Below are 19,468 nucleotides of genomic sequence, written 5' to 3'. Positions count from 1 at the left end.
CGCCCCTCCTGTCAGTACAGCAGACGAATGATCTCTTCGTCCTTAATGACACTTAGCAGCTGGGCACGCAGACGTCCCTGGTCCAGGTCATGCTCGAACATGACCAGAACCGCACAATCCTCGCGGGCGCCGGCTGGCAGGAACGGCAGCAGGCCCACCGTGCCCTGCGGCATCGATGGAAGATCCTCCAGCAGCAGCCTTGTACCTTCCCCGTCAGTCATAACATACTGGCCGTTCTCTGTAACGCCCAGAGCTGCGGTATGCAGCAGCATGACCGGCTGCTTGTCGCTCAGCGGGTTCTTAATCTGGTTCTTCACCTTCTTGAAGACTTCTGAATATGAACGGTGAGCCTTGGCGGCCGCCCGCTCAAGATCTGAGCCTTGTACCGTTCTTGAAGACATGGACTCGTAGCGGATACGGGCATTCATGTCTCCAGGATAGGTGTATAGCTGTGGAACCACAGCAATGTCGAAGAAGCTGTCTTCCTCACGCATCAGCTTCGCCGCCTTGTATGGGCGGTAGTTAAAGGTCCGGCGGATCTCCCCGCCTTCCGCAGTGAGATCCAGCCAAAAGCCAAGGTCTACGAACTCCTGGCGGGCAGCATCGTTGTAGCTGTAGAAGGATAACTGCAGCAGCTCCGCCCCCTCCTTCACCAGCCCGTATTCCTTCAGCTCGCTAAGCTGCCAGGCATGGCCCAGCCATTCATCAATAGTGGATTCGTGATCGAGCGCCAGCTCCGGGTCCTCGCTCCGGGCCTGCAGATACGCCCGGCCCTTCTTGATAAATGCGTGTAGCCGTGTCAGCTGCTCCACCGCATATGTATAGTTCTGCTCCTGATCCTTGCCGCTGAACATCAGATTCGCGAAGCGGCGCAGCTCAATCTGCGCACCGGACAGATAATAGTTCCCGAGCTGCTTCACATGCCCCTGAACCGTCTTGGCCGCAGACTTGTCAATCGTGGACAGGCCGCTGCGTACAAAGGATAGCACCAGCTTCTCCAGCAGTTCAAGCCCTTCGAGCTGTGCGTTAATTTTTTTCTTCAGGGCGGATTTGTTAACCTTCTTCGGCTTGGGATCTGTCCCTTCAGCCGCCTGCTTGGCCTTGTTCTCTTCCCGCTTCTCGGCCTTCTCACGCTTCGATGCGATGTCTTCGGGAACCGGAGCAGGTGTGAACGTCTGGCCTTCGGTATAGGCATACAGCAGACCTAGTGCATGCTTACAGGGGAATTGGCGGCTGGGGCAGCTGCAGCGGAAAACCGGGCTGTCTGATACGATGAAGTCCACTGAACACTCATAGGGCGTTTTGCCGCTTCCGGCACATTTTCCGAATAATAGCTCTCCGTTCTCCGACTGATGGAGCTCCACAAAACTCTTTTTGCGGACCAGTCCCTGGCCGTTCTTGATCGCAGCAGCATTGGGTGCAAGTGAATCGACATACGTGGATGTTAGCTCTGGCAAATTAGATTCCTCCCGGCTGAATTAGGATGTAAGCAGAATGAATAGACGTGCATACAGGGCACAAGTATTTATTACCCAACTTCACATGAAACGACTACAAATAGGATCATATGTTTGCATTTATTTTAGCAAATCTTGGCGTCCGATCCAATAGAGTAACCGCTTTCAGATGAAAAATGGGTGGTAGGTCCTAGATTCCAGTCCTGTCAAACCTCGTTCTAAGCGGTTTATGTAACCTTATATTTGAACAAAAAAAACGGCCAGCCCTCCTAGAGACAGCCGCCGTTCATACTTCCCCGATAGGGATATTTTATTTGAACCAGCCTTTTTCCTTGAAGCGTGTAATCGCCTCGATCCGGTTGCCCACATCCAGCTTGTCCAGAATGACCGAGATGTAGTTGCGGACCGTTCCGGTGGTGATATAGAGCTGGCTGGCGATCTCCTTCGTATTCTTGCCGTCCGCGATCAGCCCCAGCACTTCCTTCTCCCGCTCGGTCAGCGGATTCGCTTCCTTCCCGTACGCCTCATCCATCAGCTCCGGCGCGTACATGCGCTTGCCGTCCATGACACTGCGGATCGACAGCGCAAGCTCTTCGCTCGGACTGTCCTTAAGCAGATAGGCGTCCACTCCCGCCTTGACCGCACGCTCGAAATAACCTGCCCGGGCAAAGGTGGTCAGAATCATGATTTTGCAGCCTTCCCCCTTCAACGCTTCTGCCGCCTCCAGGCCTGTCATCGCCGGCATTTCAATATCCATAATACAGATATCCGGCTGCAGCTGCTTCACCAGCTTCACCGCTTCTTCCCCGTTGCCCGCTTTACCGACTACCTGCATGTCTTCCTCCAGATCCAGGAGAGCCGATAGCGCCCCCAGCAGCATGCGCTGGTCTTCAGCTATCACGATTGATATCATTGCGCGTTCACCTCCATATCCGGCTGCTGAGCCGCATTAGGCACCTTAATCACTAGCGTAGTTCCTTCATCCTGGATCACTTCCATCGAACCGTTGACGAACTCAAGCCGCTCCCTCATTCCCTGCAGGCCATGTCCCTTGTGGTACAGCTTGGTCCCCTCAATCCCTCCGCCGTTGTCCTTCACTTTGATGACCAGTTCCGTCCGCGAGGATTCGATCTGAATCCGGCATAGTGTGGCGCCGCTGTGCTTGACCACATTGGTTACCGCCTCCTTCATACACATGCTCAGCACGTTCTCGGTAATCAGCGAGGTCTGGGTCAAATCGGTGTTGCCTTCCAGCACATAATCAATCTCAGCGGCCTGGAGAAGCTGGCGGATGCGCACCAGCTCGTCTTCCAGCCGGATGCCCCGCATCTGCGTGATCATCTCCCGGACTTCCTTCAGTGCACTGCGGGCCGTCATGCGCACATCGTTAATTTCGATCATGGCCTGCGCGGGATTCTTGGTGATCAGTTTACCGGCCAGGTCGCTCTTCAGTCCGATCAATGACAGACGTTGCCCCAGCGTATCATGCAGATCCCGTGAGATCCGCTGACGCTCCTCCATAATGCCCAGCTCGGAGATCCGTTTGTTGGCATCCTCCAGCTGCCCCTGCAGCTTATCCTGCCTGTTGCGGTTATACGTTGTGACCGGGAGCAGCACCACCGCAATGATACTGACCAGTACAAACGGCAGCTGCGAGAGGAAGACGGGATTGCGCATAATCAGCTCATAGTTAATCGCTACAATCGTAGTGAGCAAGTGGATCGGATAGAGGGTGAAAAAGGCTGCTCTTTTCTGGATATTCCCGATAAAAAAAGCCAGAAACAGCGCAAAGTACATATACCCGAACAGCAGCGTCATCGTAATCGAGACCACCATCTGCACACTCGTCCAGAAATAGACCACCCACCCCCTCGACTTGAACGACAGCACATAGCAGGCGAAGAAGACCATAATCATCAGGATGCCATACACCCAGCGGTCCGCCGTAGAGGAACGGAAGATGAAATAGAAGGGAAGAATGTAAAAAATAACCCATACATAAGGGCTTAGTCCCGTACTTTTATGAAAAATATGATGCCACTTCTGCATGTTAGCCATCCTTTTTGCCAGCAAGTTTATACCCCCATTTTAACATAAACCAGTATCCGACCGGCAACTTCCTTCTAAACAACCTGTGTATATTCTAAAAAGAAAGACCAGACCCGGCCTCTTGCTCCCCGGATCTGTCTTTCTGCATGTTCCCTCTTCTATTCGCTCTGGAATCCCGGTTTGATTACCTTCAGCCCTTCTTTCACGGCAGGCTCACTCTTCCGCAAGCGCTGCTTCAACTGCTTGAAGCTGACGAAGACCTTATGCTCTTCATCCCACAGACGGTATTTCAGTGCTTCGAGACTCGTGCTGAGTGTAATGGTGGTTGCCTTTTGCAAAGGCGGGCTGGCATTGTGAGCCAATTCCAGATTATAATTCGGCACCTTCGGGCTCAAGTGATGCACATGGTGGAACCCGATATTTCCTGTAATCCATTGCAGTACCTTCGGCAGCTTATAGTAAGAGCTTCCTTCTACAGCGGCGTTCACATAGCTCCACTCTTCATCATGCTCGAAATAGGTATGTTCAAACTGGTGCTGTACATAGAACAGCCAGATGCCGAGGAAACCGGACACGAACACAATCGGCAGCTGTACCAGCAGGAACGCCTGCCAGCCTATGAGCAGAATAATTCCAGTATATAAAGCCGCAATGGACACATTGGTCAGGTACGTATTCATGCGCTCCTTGCGTCTTGCCCCTTTAGCATTGAACCGGTACTGGATAAGGAATACAGCAATCGGTCCGATGACGAACATTACCAGCGGGTTGCGGTAGATCCGGTAATAGAGCTGCTGGAGCGGCTTGGCAGCCATATATTCTTCCACCGTCATGATCCAGATATCCCCAATGCCTCTTTTGTCAAGATTGCTGCTTCCGGCATGATGAATCGAATGACTGTGCTTCCACTGGCGGTAAGGGACCAGGGTAAGGACACCGGTGATGGTGCCGACAATATCATTGGCCTTACGGTTCTTGAAGAACGACCCGTGGCAGCAGTCATGAAAAATAATAAAGGTGCGGATGACAAATCCGGCAGCCGGAACCGCAAACAGCAGCGTCAGCCAGTAGGACACGGATAAGCTGAAGTAGGCGGCTGCCCAGAGCAGCACCAGCGGCCCAAGCGTATTCATGAGCTGTTTTATACTCGTGTTGCGGTCTGTTTTCTCGTAAGGGGCTACGCTTTTCTTCAATGTAGAGAGCTGGGGTATCTGGTTGTTGGTCATCGGAATCAGTTCCTCCTCGGATGCATCCATTCAAGGACACTTCTTATATTTCCAGTATAAAGAAGACAGTGTCATCCCCGTAAGTCATATATATCAACTCTGATGTATGACAAATGTCATAGTCTGCTCTGAATGGCTTGTCTGCCCCCCTCCTTCGTTCCGAGCAGCGGCAGCAGAATCAGCACCGCAATCAGGAACAGTACGCCGCTAACGGTGAAGACTGCGGATAAGGAGAGTATACCTTTTGCATAGCCAGCTACAGACATTCCGATCACCATGAAGCCATGAACATCGGCCCCATAATGCCGCCCACCCTGCCCATATAAGCAGTGTCTTTATGACGGAGCAACAGAGTATTGATACCGATATGAATACAAGGGTAAAAGAAGCCGCTAACTGTCTGGAGCGCCAGCGTCAGCACTGTATGATGCGACCAGCCTATTCCTACCGTTGCGGCCGCACTAATCAGCAGGCCTAGGGATAACATTGTCTGCGGCTTCATAGTTTTGCCTTTACTCATAATAAACATTCCGCCCATCAGCATCGCCGCTCCATTCGCCATCATCACCCACTGCAGGAAGCTTTTGTCTCTGCCCAGATTCTCCATAATGATGAAGACGCCCAGCGGCTGGACAGTCCGGCGGCAAGACCGGCGAACCAGCGGATCGGACGGAACGCCCCGCGTAAAAGTGATGGAGGTCGCCTTGGTCTCTGGATTTTCACCGCTAAAGAGAAAAATAAAATCTGGGGACAAGAGCGTTTGGGACAAACCCTTTCATTTCCCCATACCGCTACTTCCGGCGTACTCAAAGGGATTTGTCCCTTTCATTTCTCCCTATCGCCTACTTTCAGAGTACTCAAAGGGATTTATCACTTTCATTTCTCCCTATCGCCTACTTTCGGCGTATTCAAAGGGATTTATCCCTTTCATTTCCCCCGTATCGCCCGTTTCCGGCGCATTCAAATGGATTTATCCCTTCCAGCAAACGACAAAAAAGCACCTAAGTCTCCTTAGGTGCTTACACAGGTTTCGCTTTACACGTTAAGTATCTTCTGTCTATGTATATATCTGTACCCTCACCCGTGCTAAGCCTGCTTCACATGCTCCTCACGGTACTCCGTGGGGGTCTTGCCGGTCGCTTTTTTGAATACCTGAGTGAAGTATCTCGGGTCCTGATAGCCGACCAGCGGCGCGACCTGATAGACCTTCACATTGCTGCTGCGCAGAATGTATTTGGCGTTCTCCATCCGGCAGTGGGTAACGAATTCGAGGAACGTGTAGCCGGAGATTTGCTTGAACAGGGTGCAGAAATGGCTGATGCTGAGATCGGCCACCTCGGATACCTCCTCGATGCTGAGATCCTTGTGGTAATTGGATTCAATGTAACGCTGGACCTTCTCAATGATGCTCCGGCCGTCCTCCCGGGCTGCGGTCTTATGACTCTGCTCCAGCCAGTCGCCAAAGGTGGTCTTCAGAACATCCATCATGGCAGGCAGTGTGCCGAGTCCGTTCAGCTTGCTGAGCAGCCCTTCGATGGACCAGTCATTATGGGTATTCAGATGTGCGAACTGCCGGTACAGCACCACACTCATCTCAATCATCAGACGCTCCGCCAGCGGCTGGGGCAGACTCTGGGCTTCAATGAAGAGGGACATCTCGTCAAAAAGAGCCAGCATCCGCGTAAGATTCAACGTGCGGATGCTCTCAATCAGCGACAGCTCCAGCTCCTTCGGATACTGCACCTCGCGGTTGCCCGCCGCTGCTGTCTCCTCTTCCAGGAAGACTCCGGCTTGGCCGGAATAGAAGCGCTGGTACAGCGCCTGGGAGGCTAACGGGTATACCGTGCTAAGCTGATCAATCCCGCTGGTGCTTCTGCTGATGCCGACAGAGCAGTTCAGCTTGGAATAGCGCTTGATCCCGGCTATGAGCTGCTCTCCGAGTTCCTGCTTGCTGTCATTCAGGCTCGCCGGGAAGAGCAGAATCCATTCCCCGTTATAGAACGGGAAGATGGACAATGCCCCGTTCGTAAGCGACCACTCCTCCAGGATATTGCGCACGGCAAACAGCCACAGACGCTTCTCCTCGGCGCTCCATTTCGCCGTCAGCGCGGCGTAGTCATCCAGACGGACCACCGCCATGAAGTATTCGCCCTCCAGCTCACTGTTCTCCAGCCATTTGAGGTGCTGGAGCGGCCGCGGATTGCCCAGCGTGAATTCGGCCAGCATGCGTTCGCGGGCCAGCAGCGACAAGGTCTGCACCGAGAGCATCAGCTGCTCGTTCTCCTTCTGGCGGTCCAGGCGCTCCTTGGCCCGCTTAAGCATCTCTACCAGCTCGTCATGATCGATCGGCTTCAGCAAATAATCAAAAGCCCCCAGCCGCAGCGCTTCCCTGGCATATTCGAACTCCCCGTAGCCGCTGATGAAGATGAAGATCAGCTTGGCGCTGCGCGGCAGCACCTCCTTCATTAGCGTAATCCCGTCAATTACCGGCATGCGGATATCGCTGATTATGATATGCGGGGCGGTCTGCTGAATCTGCTGCAATGCGGCCTCGCCGTTCTTCGCTTCCCCCACAATGCTCAGGCCCAGCTCCTCCCATGGAATTGCAACCTTCAGGCTGCGAAGTATAATCGGCTCATCATCAACGAGCAGGACCTTATATTTCTCCTGCTGTTCCTTCATCTACTACACCCCCAGGCTTATTGACCCGAAGAACTCCGGATCAGATTCCAATACTGCTTGGATGCATCCTGCAGCTGCTGCAAGGCCTGCTCCGCCTGCAGCCCTCCATCAATCATCTCTTCAATGACACTGAGGAAGGTCTTCTTCACTTCAGGCGATAACAGATTATCATACGGGACGAAGCTCTGCTGGTGCTCCTCCATCATATCCATTACCTGGGCGAAGACCGGTCCGGTCTTCTCCGGGTCAAATGCAATACGCATCGACGGAATCCGGAGCCCTTCATAGACAATCCGCGTCTGAATCTCTTTCGTATAGAAGCCCTTCATTAATTCCAGGGCCGCTGTCCGCTTCGCTCCGGTGAGACTTGAAGACAGCCCGATGCCAATCGTATACCCTCCGGCAATGGACGGCTCTGTCCCGGCCTCCCGCGCCGGGAAGGGAATGACTCCTACCCGGCTCTGGAAATCGTCCGGTGCATTGTCTCCCGAGAATAAATTGATATCCCAGTTGCCGTTCAGGTACATAGCTGCCCTGCCTTCAGTGAACAGACGGACCGCCCCCTCAGTAGAGGTATCGTTAGAGTCTTCACTGAAATAGCCTGCCTCCACCCATCTGTTCAGGTGCCGGAACGCTTCCAGGTAGCCGCTGCTGCGGAAGCTCGACATGTCCTCTCCTGTAACCAGCTTCTGAATCAAGTCCGGTCCGGCGTAGCGGTCCATCAGATAATGGGCGAATATCCCCGCAGGCCAGCGGTCTTCGTTCCCCAGCGCAAACGGGATGTAACCCGCTGCCTTCAGCTTCGCCATCACCGTATCCAGCTCAGCCAACGTAGTCGGAGTATTAATACCTAGCTTGGTGAAGATTTTTTTATTGTAGTAGAGCGGTTCTGCATTGCCCTCAATTGGCAGTCCGTAGATATGGTTATTAAATGTCCAGAGATGCAGATCCTTGAACTGGTTGCTGAGACCGTTCTCGGCTGTGAAATCGGTCAGATCCATCAGCCGGGCTGAACGCACATATGGCTCAATCTCCGCCCCGCCGAACAGAACGAACATATCGGGCGCTGTTCCGGTTACCATCTCACTCTTCAGCTTCTGCTCGCGGTGGATATTCTGATCCAGCCCCTCGAAGTTCACCTTCACATTCGGATGGCTCTCCTGGTAGCTTCGCACAACCTCCTCGAAGATCGCCAGAAGCGGCCGGTCATGCTCCTTGATCCAGAAATGCCGGAAGGTCAGTGTGATCTTCTCGGGCGAGGTATCCTCAATCTGCTCCCGGTCCTCCTGCATAATGAACCATACAGCGCCGGACATCAGCACAATATAAAGGAGAATCCATCCCCAGTTGGTCAACCATCTAAGCACATGCCGCTGATCCTTCATTTGGCTTCTCCCCCTCATGTCGGCTGTATCCTCGGAATCCGGATGCAGATGGCTGATCCGAAGCCCGGTGAGGAACAGACCAGAATACCATAGGGATTGCCGAACCGGATGTTCAGGCGCTCATGCACATTTTTCAGCCCGACTCCGCTGTCGCTGTATTTCTTGGGATTGCTCCGCTCCTTGTCCCACTGGCTCATCAGCACCTCAAGATCGAACCCGGGCCCGTTATCCTTCACAATAATGATTATATCCTTGCCGTTCTCCTGGGCGGTAACCGTAATTGTCCCGTGCTCCTCCATCTGCTCAATGGCATGATACAAGGCATTCTCCACAATCGGCTGAACAATCAGCTTCTGGGTCATCACATATTTCAGCGGCTCTGGCAGCTCCAGCTCATAGGAGAATTTGTCCTCGAACCGGAATTTCTGGATATCCAGGTAATGGCGGACATGCTCGAACTCCATCTGCAGCGGGATCAGCTCCTGATTCTGACTGATGCTGATCCGCAGCAGCCGGCCGAGTGAGATGACCATCTTGCTGATATCCCTGTTGCCTGCCAGCACCGCCATGGAATTGATCGATTCCAGTGAATTATAGATGAAATGCGGGTTGATCTGGGCCATCAGCGCCTGCATCTCCGCTTCCTTTTTCCGTCCCTGTTCGGTCTGGACCTGGTCAATCAGCTCATTGATCTGCGAGCTCATCCGGTTGAAGCCGTCAATCAGGGAATCGCTCTCATCATTGGCCCGCAGCGGTACCGGAATCGGGGTGAAGATCCCCTGCTTGACCCGCTTCATCCCGTTCACGGCACTGTTAATGCTGCGGACCAGCCTGCGGATGAAATAACGGTCGAACAGGAAGGCCGACAGCAGCGATACCATGCCGAGAATAATCGCAATATTGCGGATGGAGTCCGATTCGGAGGAGATCAGGTTCATCGGCGTAATGGCCGCCAGATACCAGTCCGCGTTATGTGAAGGCAGGAAAGTGATCAGTGACCGCTCCCCTTGATAATTGTCAATGTAATAATCCTGGTCCTGGTTATAATTCTCCTGTAAAAAAGGAAAATCCGTCCGTTCCCCAATATGCTCCCCGGACTTGTTAAAGACGATATTGCCCTGCTTGTTGACCAGCAGAATATCCCCTTTCTTCAGGGTGGCAGCCTCCCAGAAAATCTGATCGAGCAGATCCGGCTTCACATATACAACCAGATAGCCGATATCCTCCAGCGAATAATAGTCCTTAATCACTCTGGCATGGACCAGCACCGGCTTATCGCCGCTGGCCGAACCATTCTCTCCGGGACCGGACCAGACAGGACGCCCTTCGGCAGCCTCCATGGCCCCGAACCAGACCTGCTTGTGCATATCTGCAAAAGACATCGGCGCATTGTATTGGTACAGCAGCCGGTCTTTGCCGTACAGGCTGAACGAGGTGATCATCGGATGGTTAATCAGCAGGTTGTTGATTTCCTGCTTGCGGTCATAGGTGAGGACGAAATTCTGCTGCTTCAGCGACTGCTGAATCGCAGGCTGTGTGATTGCTGAATTGGTGATCGATGAAATCTCACTGAGGGCGAACTTCAGCTTGCGGTCCGTCTCCAGCAGGGAGATCCAGTAGAAATTGCTTGATTTCTTCTCCATGGCGTTCGAATAATTCACATACGTAACAATCCCCATAACAATCACGGGAATGAATACAAGAAGAATAATAGCGAACAAGATTTTGCGGCGGAGCTTCATGACGGGTCCCTTCCTCCTGCGGTCTATGTCCATGTATTATTCTTCAAAGCATTCTGTAAATCCTCTTACTTATCCGATAGAAAGACGGTTAACTCTTGATGGCGCCTGAAGTCAGTCCGGCAATCACCCAGCGGCTGAATAAGAGGAAGACAACCAGCAGCGGCAGCGTGGCCGTGAAGGTAGCGGACATAATCATCCCGTAATCAAGACCGTCACGTGTAGTGAACAGCTGCTGCAATGCAATTTGAATCGTGAAATGCTCCTTGTTCTTCAAGACGACCAGCGGCCAGAAGAAATCATTCCATACCGTCATGAAATTCAGAATACCCAGGGTAGCCATCGCCGGTGTAATGACCGGAACGGCAATCCTCCAGAAAATCCGGAAGTGGCCTCCCCCGTCAATACGCCCGGCTTCGATCAGTTCGGTAGGCACGGCCGAGGAGATGTACTGCCGCATCCAGAAGATCCCGAAGGCATTGACCATAGCGGGAACTATCAGCGCCTTGAAGCTGTCGATCCAGTGAAGCTTGGCCATAATGACATAGGTCGGCAATACGCCGAGCTGCTGCGGAACGATCAGGGTGGCGATAACGAAGACGAACAGCATGTTTTTACCAGGGAATTCATATTTGGCAAAAGCATACCCGGCCAGTGTACAGAAGAACACGACCGAAATGGTCACCATGGACGAGACGAACAGCGAGTTGCCGAGCGCCTGGAAGAAGTCCGATTTGTCCAGCACCCGCTTGAAGTTCTCAAAGAACTGGTCTCCGATGGTGAGCAGCGGCGGTACGTGGAACACGGCTCCCTTGTCATTGGTCCCTACCACAAACATCCAATAGAACGGGAAGATGGAGACCAGCGCCCCGAGAATCAGCAGAAAATAGAAGCCCAGCTTACCGAAGAATCCGGGATCATCCGGCTTTTTTCTGAACATACGCAATGTACTCACGCTTTTTTCCCTCCAGTCTGTCTGCCGCCGCCTCTGGAGATCAGCATATTGAGGACAGAGAACAGGATCGTAACGAGGAACAGCAGAACCGCTGTAGCCGCCGCTGTGCCGAAGAAGCCGTTACGGAAGGCCTCACTGTACAAATAAGTAACCATCGTAATCCCTTCCTGCCGGGTAGATCCGGTGCCGGATTGGCCGAGGAAGACATAAGGCTCTGTGAAGAGCTGCAGCGCACCAATAGTGGATTGCAGGGATACGAAGATAATGAACGGCTTAAGCAGCGGCAGTGTAATGAAGAAAAGCTGCTGTCTGCGGTTGGCCCCGTCGATTTTGGCGGATTCGTAAAGATCCATTGGAATACTCTGCAGTCCCGAGAGGAACAGGATGGCATTGTAGCCCGTCCAGCGCCACATAACCATGGTGGAGATGGCAATTTTGACCCCCCACCAGCCGGAGTTAAAGGCCATGCTCTCTAACCCGATTCCGTTAAGCAGCCAGTTGATCATCCCGTTATTGCCGAACAGCGTACTGAAGACCAGCGTAACCGCCACGATCGAAGTGATATTCGGCATGAAGTAGAGAATGCGGAAGGTCTTCTTGAACCGGGTCATCCCCGAATGCAGCAGCACCGCCAGAAGCAGCGCCAGCATGACCTGCGGCACAGTACCCATAAGCCCCATAATCAGCGTGTTACTGAAGGAGATCCAGAAGGTCGGGTCCGTGGTGATCAGCTCGAAGTTTTTGAAGCCCACGTATTTCATTGGACCCAAGGCATCCCACTTGAAGAACGATAAATAGAATGTGAAGAAGATTGGATATAGTCCGAATATCGAGAACAGAATAAAGAACGGTGAAATGAAAGTATACGCAGTGAAGCGGCTCCGTCTTTGTTCAGTGAAGAAGGGTCTTTTGCTCTCGGCATGCGGACTCGTAATTACGGGCTCAGCCATGTCACACCTCCAGGGAATTCATATCTAAATCCGGATTCACAGAGGAATACTCCGTGAATCCGGACATTTGGGGAAGCCTGTTCCCCGCGAATTACAGGTTAGCCGCGTTCTGCAAGCGTTTTTGCCTGCTTCACAGCATCGTCCCACTCTTTGGCCGGATCGGCTTTCTTCTCCAGCACGTTCTTCAGTGCATTCTTGAAGAAGGTATCGGTCTGGTCATGCAGCGGTCCGTAGTATACCGGCTTCACGCGGTTAGCCGCTTTGCCGAATTCTACCGCCGTCTGCTGTCCGCCGAAGAAGTCATCCTTGAAATCTACGAACGCAGGATCTTCGTACAGGGCAGGAATAGAAGGCATCAGGCCTTTGGACTTGAAGGATTCCAGCTGGTTATCCTTGTTCACGAGCCACTGGATGAAATCATAAGCTTCCTTGGAATGCTTGCCTTCCTTCGGCAGCGTGATGAATGAACCGCCCCAGTTACCGGCGCCCTCAGGAAGCTGGGCAATTTTCCATTTTCCGGAGGAGTCCGGCGCGTTGCTCTTGATATTACCGGCCATCCAGGCCGGGCCCATCACGACGGCGAACGATCCATCGTTCATGCCTTGACCCCATTCAGGCGACCAGAGCATAACATTGCTGATCCAGCCTTCTTGAATCCCCTTAACGGTAAAGTCATATGCCTTCTTCACTTGCGGATTGGTATCGCCGATGAAGCTGCCGTCTGCTTTGCTGAAATAGATCTCGTCCGCCGACTGGTCACGAAGCGCATTGTACGTCAGATCGGTCAGGTCGGAGAAATACTTGCCCGTCTTGTCTTTGAATGCTTTTGCTACAGTGGCGAATTTGTCCCATGTATCAATGGCTGCACCGAAGCCTTCAGGATCGCTTGGCAGTCCGGCTGCTTCAGCCAGGTCAGTACGGTAATAGACTACCGTCGGGCCGATATCTGTCGGAAGTCCGAGCTGGAAGCTGCCGTCGATGGAGGAAGCCTGCTTCCATTTCCAGTCGAGATAGTTGGCCTGGATGTCTTTCGCTCCGAGGTCATTCAGGTTGTAAAATTTGTCCTGGGCTCCCAGGAAGCGTTCCATGAAACCGATCTCAAGCTGGAAAATGTCAGGTGCGCCTGAACCCGCCGAGAGTGCCGTGGTCAGATTGTTGTGGTGGGCCGTCTGGTCACCGGTATTCTGAATTTTAATGGTTACGTTAGGGTGTTCCTTGGTGTAGGCAGCCGCCAGCTCTTCGTAGTTCACATTGCCCAGCGTCCAGAACGACAGCTCCACCTTCTCTGCCTTGTCTCCTTCACCTGCGGGTGCTGCTGTGCTTGACGCGTTGTTACCCGTATTTCCTTCCGCAGACTTGTTCCCGCCGTTGTTACTTCCTCCGCATGCCGCAAGTGAACTCATGAGCATGATGGAGACCAGCGCCAGCGCCAGGTTCTTTGTTTTTTTCATTCCTCTGTACCCCTCTCAAAGGTTTCTTTTACAAGATTTAGTGTACCGTAGGCCACTGTTTTTTTTGAGGAGGCATATTGCTGATTTATGGTGGAAATTATTCTGATTGCCCCCCGCGCAGTAGCTTAACTTCCATTTCCAGCGGGTAAATAATGTATTAGTTACCAGGAAAGGAGCTTCCGCGATGAAGAAATTGACAATTATAGTTCCCGTGCTCATCGTGCTGATTGCGGCGCTGGGCTGGTATGGCTACACGAAACGCTCAGGCATCGCAGCAGACATCGAAGGCAAGTGGGCCTTGTCTTCCGGAGACACAGGCTGTTATACGACAGTCCGTTTTGTAGCAACCCCTGCTACTTCTGGAGGAGCTGTCTCTATAGAAGAGACTAACGGGAACGTTGTACAGATGTCTTACGGAAATTATTCAACCGGCAAAAATCAGTCCCTTGAGGTGCAGTTGACCAACCCGGAAGCTCCTGCGTTCTCTGTCGAGGCCGAAAGGAAGGATGACGTTCTAACCCTTCGATATGACATTCAAGGAACCCCGTCCTCCTGTACTTATAAAGTGAAGGAACAGACCAAGTAAGTGTTAAGTGGATTTCTGGCGGACAGACGGGTATACTGATCGTATTTGCTGAAGCAGCAGTTATCCCTATCTAAAGGAGATTTATTCCATGCCCATCAACCGACCACTACTCACTGACCAGGATCTGCAGGAAGCGATAGACCGCAAGCTGCCCGTCCGCGTCTTCCAGGATGACCATCTGGTGAATTCCGGCGCAACTATAGTGCGGTTCACGGATTCGGATGTTGTGATCCAGTCGCGGGTCAGTGATCTAACCTATTATTCGCGCAGCCGCTGTGAATTCTTCGGAGTCCGGCCTTAAAGGATGACTGCCCGGGCCTTGGACACGTGTGAGCTGTGCGGCCGTTCTCCTCTTGCAACTACCGTTCATCATTTGATTCCCCGTGAGAAAGGCGGCAGCCTGCTCCCGACTGCCCTTCTGTGCAAGGCTTGCCACCGGCAGATTCATGCCCTGTATACCAACAGCGATCTCGTTGTTCTTGGCCTTACAACACTGGACAGCCTGCGGAGCGACCCGCAGATTGCCGCTTATCTGAAATGGATCATGCGGCAGGCGCCAGGCGCCGAACCGAAGCTTCGCAAATCAAAGCGGGTGCGAAGCAAACGTTAATCAGCAGGATGATGCTGGTGCTCCCATATCCAGTGCGCAGCAAAAAGGTGCCTTCCGAGTTCCGGGAGGCACCTTTTTGCTGTTTTTGCTGAAGGCTCTATGATTTGCTGCAAGGTCTTCTGTGTAAAAATGGTTCTGCGGCTCTATTGCTTATTTCTTCATATCGCCATGGCTGCGCAGCTTCTCATTCAGGACTTCCTGAAAGCTCTGGACCTTATCTTCCTGTCTCTGCACTTTCGGACTTAGAACGGGCTGAGGTCTAAAAAACTGATGATTAAAAGCCATAAGGTTATGTACGCTCATACTCATTGAAGTTCAACCTCCTTCCATAATCTTCACCCTGAATTTGCGTGAGTGCGAAGTTTCTTATCCCTTATTTAAACCGCTCTTTCCAGTCCTAAACAGTTTTATCTGAATTATTGGTAATGATGCTATACATTTATCCAAATAAAAAGAGCAAGCGGTTCTCCCCTCATGGAGAATCGTTGCTCTTTGTTATGGCTTACAAGCCGGCACTCATCAATCAACTGGACTAAATAGCGGTAATTTTCCTGCGTGATCCCGAAAGTATTCGCCGGATTCTGCTGGTAATATTCCTCTGATTTCTTTACCGTATCCTCCGGCACCTGATTTGCCTCAAGAATATTCTTTTTCCAGTATTGAACACATTTTTCCGCTCTATCATCTTTTGCAGACAAGCGGTGTTCCGCACAGAAATCCAATTCCTTGATGAAGGTATTCCAAAGCTTAAGGTTAAAGGAAGCCGGTTTGCCTTTTGGAAGATCGCCTGTATCCGGCAGCGGTGAAAAAAGCGGAAGAATATACGGGGTTACGTCCTGCTCCTTACTAACCTTCTCCTCAAGAGCGGATAGACGCATGAATCGAAGCTGCAGATCCGATAGCGCTGTCTGAGTCCTTTCTTTTTCCTCACGGATAAAGAGCCTGACGTCAAAGCTGTCATTGTTGAGATATTGCTGAATATCGCTGAGCGTCATCCCCATATTTTTAAGTGAAAGAATAACAAACATACTAGAGAAGGAATCTGAGTCATAAAACCGGTGCCCCTGCTCGTTGACATAGGCCGGAGTGAGAACTTTTATGTCATCATAGTACTGCAAAGTACGCACACTGACCCCAGTCAGCTCTGCAAATTCTTTGGTTTTAATGTATTTTTCCATAGTCATACACTCTACTCTATAGTATTTTCTGAAATTACCTTTGCTAAACAGGACAACTTCCCGGGAACCTGCCCCCAAGGCAGTTCTCCCAATTCCTTAGCTTGATATACCACTTCATAAGCAGCCTTTCCCATCAATTTGTGATCTGCGAAGGGTAAGGGCTGCATCAAAATCCCCCTGGAAGCATTGTCCTCACCGAGTATAATATGACTTGGAAGCTGCTCGCTCTGTACTGTAAAGTGAGAAAACAGCATAACAACGCTATCCATATGCGCCTCAACTGTACTAGTGTGTATCCCCGTCTCCCAATTCCCTGTCGTTACCGACAGCACAGATTTATCGTCAAATAGATCAGCGGCTACCCCGTCAAATTTATTCATTTCAGCACTATACTCCATAGTAAACTTCGCATCAGAGATCTGGCAAAAAATTGAGACGCCTTGAGAAAGACGAAAAGAAGAGCTTATTTTAGGAGGAGCATCATTAATGGAAGATAATAATACACCATTCGTTATGATCTCCTGCAAAAGGCTGCGCATGCCAGCTGTCCCGGTAAACGCATTTAATGCTTTTGCAGCTATCTGACGGGTATCCGCAACAGCCATTCTGAAATCTTGTTTCACGGATAGCATTCTTATAATATTGTTCATTTCTATCACCTCTTACACCAATCGTACTGTATCACGTTACGTGATACACAACCCCTGATTGATACAAGTGGAAACGGCTTTGCCGTCCTTTGTAAGGACGGTACCGTTTCAGCGAGAAATAGAAGGACAAGTTATCGTGTGAAACATATAATTTCTTATATTTTTAAGAAAGACTTATATCGAAAAATCAGTCACGCCTTTCTTGGCGGCATACTTCAGCATATACGTTCCTCCGCCCTCAAAAGGCATCGTGGCGATGGTGATCCGGGTATAGTCCAGCCTGTGATCTTTTAAGACTCTCTTGACCAGAGCAATTCCGCGGGCTTCATCTGTCACTACGCAGAATAGATTAAGCACATATTTGGCCGGGTCAGCCATACTCTTGCCCATATCAAAGCCATCCACATAACCAAGTTCGGCATCCGCCAGGAACAGATTCAAGTATTCGGTTACTTTGTCTCTAAGCCATTCATCACGCTTGCTTCCCTTGGCGCTCTTCAAGGGATACTGTACCACGAGCCAATGCTTATCATTCATTTGTGTTCACCACCAGACTTATGGATTTCTTCCAGGCTACTACTTCAGGGCTGCCCAGGAAGCCTCGTTCAGCAGCTCCAGCTCCTCCGGCTCCAACCTGAAGCTCATGGCGCCGACATTCTCCCGGGCATGGCGGGCCTTGGATGCGCCCGGAATGGCAACTACAGTGTCGCCATGATAATGAATCAGCCAGTTCAGCGCGATCTGTCCGGGAGTAACCCCGTATTTGTCAGCCAGTGCAGTCAGCGAAGTGATTAGCGGCTTACTGCGGGCCAAGCTCTTGTCGTCCAGGCCGGACATCATCCGCCGGGGACGCGAGACGGCAGCCACCTGTGAAGGATCATTATGGAAGCGGCCGGTCAGGATGCCCTGCTGAAGCGGAGAATACGCGATAATCGAGATCCCCAGCTCCTTGGCAGCCGCCATGAGACCATTCTGGTCGATACTCCGGTGCAGCAGATTGTATTTGACCTGATTGGATACGAGCGACAGACCGTAAGTCTTCAGCAGCCGGTGCGCTTCTGTCATCTGCTTGGCGGAATAATTGCTCACTCCGACATAACGGATTTTACCGGCCTTCACCAATCCTGCCATTGCTTTCATCTCACTGGCAATGGAGGATAACGAGAACGGCTGATGGATTTGATAGAGATCAATTCCTCTACCGCCCAGACAGGCAATGCGCTGGTCGATCGTCGAGGTAATGGAGCCTGCCGTCCGCAGCATCGGCCACCATTTGGTCGCAATCAGCGGAGCCGCATGGGGACTGCCCTCCTTCTGCAGCTGATCCAGCACATGAGCCAGCGCCTGCTCAGATTTGCCGCCGCCATAGATTTCTGCCGTATCCACCCAGTTCATGCCGCCTTCCAGGCTGACCCGCACAATCTCCAGAATATCCTCATCTGTAATGTTGCTCCAGTAGCGGCCTACGATTCCGCTGCCCCGGCTGAACTGCCAGCAGCCCAGACCAAGTGGTGATACGGACAGCTCAGAGCGTCCCAGCGGACGCAGCTGGACCTTGCTTGCCAATGTGTCCATGTTTCATCCTTCTTTCTGTAAGAGCTAATATAGCCATGAAACAATTTAACTGTACACAAAGCTTATGACTTCTAAGGCAGGCTGTCAATTACAGCTGTGCAGGGCGGAAGCAAGACTCCCACCGATCGTACCGGTCTAACGAACAAGCGCACCGTGACTCTTTTTAGCGTGGCTTCAAAAAAGGATGATATGGTATAATTACCCTGCCTATTCATATCCAACTTGCAGGAAGCGCAATCGAACCACACACGTAACGGAGGGAATTCATATCCATGATTAAAATTCTAGGTTTCCTGCTCCTCTACCGGCTGCTCGGTAATCCGATTCTGGCCCTGATTATCCTGCTGGCCGTCCTGTATTTCCTGGACCGCCGTTATGTCGGCATTCTGCCCAGCTTATCCAAGCCATTCCGCCGCAGCCGTCAGATGTCTAAGCTGCGGCTGACTATCGCCCAGAACCCGAACGATGTAACCGCCAAATTCGATCTGGCCCGGCTGCTGATTGAACGCAAACGCTACAGCGAGGCCAAGGAGCTGCTGACCGCCATCGCTGACCGTTATGAGACATCCGCTGAATACTGGGTGGAGCTTGGGTACGCCAACCTCAAGCTGGGACAGCTTTCCGAAGGCGAAGCGCAGATGCTTAAGGGGCTGGACATCAACCGCCGGGCGCAATACGGGCAGCCTTACCTGCGTCTGGCCGAGATTTTCCGGCATGCGGACCAGGACAAAGCGCTGCAATATGTAAGCCAATTCCAGGAGATTCAATCCTCCTCCAGCGAAGCCTATTATCTGGCTGGCTCGATGTTCAAAACGCTGGGGCGGACTGAGGACGCCAAGCTTGCTTTTAACGAATCGCTGGCTGTCTACCGCTCTCTGCCTAAGTATAAGAAACGGCAGGAACGCGGCTGGGCGCTGCGCAGTTATTTCGCGAAGCTGCGGTGAGCGGCAGATTATTGCCATATAGCCTTTTGAC

21 protein-coding genes are annotated in these 19,468 nt (G+C 51.9%); 4 read left to right on the top strand and 17 right to left on the bottom strand.

Going from position 1 to position 19,468, the window contains the following annotated elements:
• Nucleotides 1-11: 11 nt before the first annotated feature.
• The 12 genes from MKX63_RS26275 to MKX63_RS26220 form a co-directional block, all read right to left on the bottom strand.
• Nucleotides 12-1,457 (bottom strand): SWIM zinc finger family protein, encoded by a 1,446-nt coding sequence (locus MKX63_RS26275; protein ID WP_341021322.1) that lies wholly within the window; start codon nt 1,455-1,457, stop codon nt 12-14.
• Nucleotides 1,458-1,767: 310 nt separating this feature from the next.
• Complete coding sequence (locus MKX63_RS26270) at nt 1,768-2,370, bottom strand: response regulator transcription factor (protein WP_341021321.1); 603 nt, start codon at nt 2,368-2,370, stop codon at nt 1,768-1,770.
• A complete protein-coding gene (locus MKX63_RS26265) occupies nt 2,367-3,506 on the bottom strand; it encodes a sensor histidine kinase (RefSeq protein ID WP_341021320.1) in 1,140 nt (379 codons plus the stop codon). Before MKX63_RS26265 ends, MKX63_RS26270 begins: the two co-directional genes overlap by 4 nt.
• A gap of 158 nt (nt 3,507-3,664) precedes the next feature.
• Nucleotides 3,665-4,732, bottom strand: a complete 1,068-nt coding sequence (locus tag MKX63_RS26260) for a fatty acid desaturase (RefSeq protein ID WP_341023286.1) — start codon at nt 4,730-4,732, stop codon at nt 3,665-3,667.
• A gap of 116 nt (nt 4,733-4,848) precedes the next feature.
• Nucleotides 4,849-5,010: a hypothetical protein gene (locus MKX63_RS26255; protein ID WP_341021318.1), complete on the bottom strand. Its 162-nt coding sequence runs from the start codon at nt 5,008-5,010 to the stop codon at nt 4,849-4,851.
• Nucleotides 5,004-5,486, bottom strand: coding sequence for a hypothetical protein (locus tag MKX63_RS26250; protein WP_341021316.1), 483 nt, complete (start codon nt 5,484-5,486; stop codon nt 5,004-5,006). The genes MKX63_RS26255 and MKX63_RS26250 overlap by 7 nt, the downstream gene beginning before the upstream one ends.
• Nucleotides 5,487-5,818: 332 nt before the next feature.
• Nucleotides 5,819-7,414 carry a response regulator gene (locus MKX63_RS26245; protein ID WP_341021314.1) on the bottom strand — a complete coding sequence of 532 codons (1,596 nt, stop codon included), beginning with the start codon at nt 7,412-7,414 and terminating at the stop codon, nt 5,819-5,821.
• A gap of 17 nt (nt 7,415-7,431) precedes the next feature.
• A complete protein-coding gene (locus MKX63_RS26240; RefSeq protein WP_341021312.1) occupies nt 7,432-8,799 on the bottom strand; it encodes an ABC transporter substrate-binding protein in 1,368 nt (455 codons plus the stop codon).
• A 14-nt stretch (nt 8,800-8,813) separates the two neighbouring features.
• Nucleotides 8,814-10,541: a cache domain-containing sensor histidine kinase gene (locus MKX63_RS26235; RefSeq protein WP_341021310.1), complete on the bottom strand. Its 1,728-nt coding sequence runs from the start codon at nt 10,539-10,541 to the stop codon at nt 8,814-8,816.
• Nucleotides 10,542-10,629: 88 nt separating this feature from the next.
• On the bottom strand, nt 10,630-11,493 hold the full coding sequence (locus MKX63_RS26230) for a carbohydrate ABC transporter permease (RefSeq protein ID WP_341021308.1): 864 nt from the start codon (nt 11,491-11,493) through the stop codon (nt 10,630-10,632).
• Nucleotides 11,490-12,443 (bottom strand): carbohydrate ABC transporter permease, encoded by a 954-nt coding sequence (locus MKX63_RS26225; protein WP_341021306.1) that lies wholly within the window; start codon nt 12,441-12,443, stop codon nt 11,490-11,492. Before MKX63_RS26225 ends, MKX63_RS26230 begins: the two co-directional genes overlap by 4 nt.
• Nucleotides 12,444-12,541: 98 nt before the next feature.
• Nucleotides 12,542-13,894 carry an ABC transporter substrate-binding protein gene (locus MKX63_RS26220; RefSeq protein ID WP_341021304.1) on the bottom strand — a complete coding sequence of 451 codons (1,353 nt, stop codon included), beginning with the start codon at nt 13,892-13,894 and terminating at the stop codon, nt 12,542-12,544.
• Between the two features lie 184 nt (nt 13,895-14,078).
• Between MKX63_RS26220 and MKX63_RS26215 the strand changes: the two genes are divergently transcribed.
• The 3 genes from MKX63_RS26215 (at nt 14,079) to MKX63_RS26205 (ending at nt 15,090) form a co-directional block, all read left to right on the top strand.
• A complete protein-coding gene (locus MKX63_RS26215) occupies nt 14,079-14,480 on the top strand; it encodes a hypothetical protein (protein WP_341021302.1) in 402 nt (133 codons plus the stop codon).
• An 88-nt stretch (nt 14,481-14,568) separates the two neighbouring features.
• Nucleotides 14,569-14,781 carry a hypothetical protein gene (locus MKX63_RS26210; protein ID WP_341021299.1) on the top strand — a complete coding sequence of 71 codons (213 nt, stop codon included), beginning with the start codon at nt 14,569-14,571 and terminating at the stop codon, nt 14,779-14,781.
• Between the two features lie 3 nt (nt 14,782-14,784).
• Nucleotides 14,785-15,090, top strand: coding sequence for an HNH endonuclease (locus tag MKX63_RS26205; RefSeq protein ID WP_341021298.1), 306 nt, complete (start codon nt 14,785-14,787; stop codon nt 15,088-15,090).
• Nucleotides 15,091-15,240: 150 nt separating this feature from the next.
• Here MKX63_RS26205 and MKX63_RS26200 read toward each other — a convergent pair whose 3' ends face one another.
• The 5 genes from MKX63_RS26200 to MKX63_RS26180 all read right to left on the bottom strand — a co-directional run bounded on the left by MKX63_RS26200 (nt 15,241) and on the right by MKX63_RS26180 (nt 18,493).
• The gene (locus MKX63_RS26200; protein ID WP_341021297.1) at nt 15,241-15,399 is read right to left on the bottom strand and encodes a hypothetical protein; all 159 of its coding nucleotides are present in this window, start codon (nt 15,397-15,399) and stop codon (nt 15,241-15,243) included.
• A gap of 122 nt (nt 15,400-15,521) precedes the next feature.
• Nucleotides 15,522-16,268, bottom strand: coding sequence for a MerR family transcriptional regulator (locus MKX63_RS26195; RefSeq protein ID WP_341021295.1), 747 nt, complete (start codon nt 16,266-16,268; stop codon nt 15,522-15,524).
• 11 nt (nt 16,269-16,279) lie between these two features.
• On the bottom strand, nt 16,280-16,918 hold the full coding sequence (locus tag MKX63_RS26190; RefSeq protein ID WP_341021293.1) for an Hsp33 family molecular chaperone HslO: 639 nt from the start codon (nt 16,916-16,918) through the stop codon (nt 16,280-16,282).
• A 174-nt stretch (nt 16,919-17,092) separates the two neighbouring features.
• The gene (locus tag MKX63_RS26185) at nt 17,093-17,455 is read right to left on the bottom strand and encodes a hypothetical protein (protein WP_341021291.1); all 363 of its coding nucleotides are present in this window, start codon (nt 17,453-17,455) and stop codon (nt 17,093-17,095) included.
• A gap of 39 nt (nt 17,456-17,494) precedes the next feature.
• The gene (locus tag MKX63_RS26180; RefSeq protein WP_341021289.1) at nt 17,495-18,493 is read right to left on the bottom strand and encodes an aldo/keto reductase; all 999 of its coding nucleotides are present in this window, start codon (nt 18,491-18,493) and stop codon (nt 17,495-17,497) included.
• Nucleotides 18,494-18,765: 272 nt separating this feature from the next.
• Between MKX63_RS26180 and MKX63_RS26175 the strand changes: the two genes are divergently transcribed.
• The gene (locus MKX63_RS26175; protein WP_341021287.1) at nt 18,766-19,437 is read left to right on the top strand and encodes a tetratricopeptide repeat protein; all 672 of its coding nucleotides are present in this window, start codon (nt 18,766-18,768) and stop codon (nt 19,435-19,437) included.
• Nucleotides 19,438-19,468: the final 31 nt, after the last annotated feature.

It is taken from the genome of Paenibacillus sp. FSL R7-0179 (assembly GCF_038002265.1).
GTDB lineage: Bacteria > Bacillota > Bacilli > Paenibacillales > Paenibacillaceae > Paenibacillus_AQ.
This window is presented reverse-complemented; position numbering and strand designations above follow the sequence as displayed.

Bases quoted from the DNA above. Each gene is read 5' to 3' on its own strand.
- MKX63_RS26175 (WP_341021287.1), top strand. From the start codon at position 18,766: ATGATTAAAATTCTAGGTTTCCTGCTCCTCTACCGGCTGCTCGGTAAT.
- MKX63_RS26180 (WP_341021289.1), bottom strand. From the start codon at position 18,493: ATGGACACATTGGCAAGCAAGGTCCAGCTGCGTCCGCTGGGACGCTCT.
- MKX63_RS26200 (WP_341021297.1), bottom strand. From the start codon at position 15,399: ATGAGTATGAGCGTACATAACCTTATGGCTTTTAATCATCAGTTTTTT.
- MKX63_RS26265 (WP_341021320.1), bottom strand. From the start codon at position 3,506: ATGCAGAAGTGGCATCATATTTTTCATAAAAGTACGGGACTAAGCCCT.
- MKX63_RS26255 (WP_341021318.1), bottom strand. From the start codon at position 5,010: ATGGTGATCGGAATGTCTGTAGCTGGCTATGCAAAAGGTATACTCTCC.
- MKX63_RS26190 (WP_341021293.1), bottom strand. From the start codon at position 16,918: ATGAACAATATTATAAGAATGCTATCCGTGAAACAAGATTTCAGAATG.
- MKX63_RS26220 (WP_341021304.1), bottom strand. From the start codon at position 13,894: ATGAAAAAAACAAAGAACCTGGCGCTGGCGCTGGTCTCCATCATGCTC.
- MKX63_RS26210 (WP_341021299.1), top strand. From the start codon at position 14,569: ATGCCCATCAACCGACCACTACTCACTGACCAGGATCTGCAGGAAGCG.
- MKX63_RS26240 (WP_341021312.1), bottom strand. From the start codon at position 8,799: ATGAAGGATCAGCGGCATGTGCTTAGATGGTTGACCAACTGGGGATGG.
- MKX63_RS26185 (WP_341021291.1), bottom strand. From the start codon at position 17,455: ATGAATGATAAGCATTGGCTCGTGGTACAGTATCCCTTGAAGAGCGCC.
- MKX63_RS26235 (WP_341021310.1), bottom strand. From the start codon at position 10,541: ATGAAGCTCCGCCGCAAAATCTTGTTCGCTATTATTCTTCTTGTATTC.
- MKX63_RS26270 (WP_341021321.1), bottom strand. From the start codon at position 2,370: ATGATATCAATCGTGATAGCTGAAGACCAGCGCATGCTGCTGGGGGCG.
- MKX63_RS26225 (WP_341021306.1), bottom strand. From the start codon at position 12,443: ATGGCTGAGCCCGTAATTACGAGTCCGCATGCCGAGAGCAAAAGACCC.
- MKX63_RS26215 (WP_341021302.1), top strand. From the start codon at position 14,079: ATGAAGAAATTGACAATTATAGTTCCCGTGCTCATCGTGCTGATTGCG.
- MKX63_RS26195 (WP_341021295.1), bottom strand. From the start codon at position 16,268: ATGGAAAAATACATTAAAACCAAAGAATTTGCAGAGCTGACTGGGGTC.
- MKX63_RS26260 (WP_341023286.1), bottom strand. From the start codon at position 4,732: ATGACCAACAACCAGATACCCCAGCTCTCTACATTGAAGAAAAGCGTA.
- MKX63_RS26245 (WP_341021314.1), bottom strand. From the start codon at position 7,414: ATGAAGGAACAGCAGGAGAAATATAAGGTCCTGCTCGTTGATGATGAG.
- MKX63_RS26205 (WP_341021298.1), top strand. From the start codon at position 14,785: ATGACTGCCCGGGCCTTGGACACGTGTGAGCTGTGCGGCCGTTCTCCT.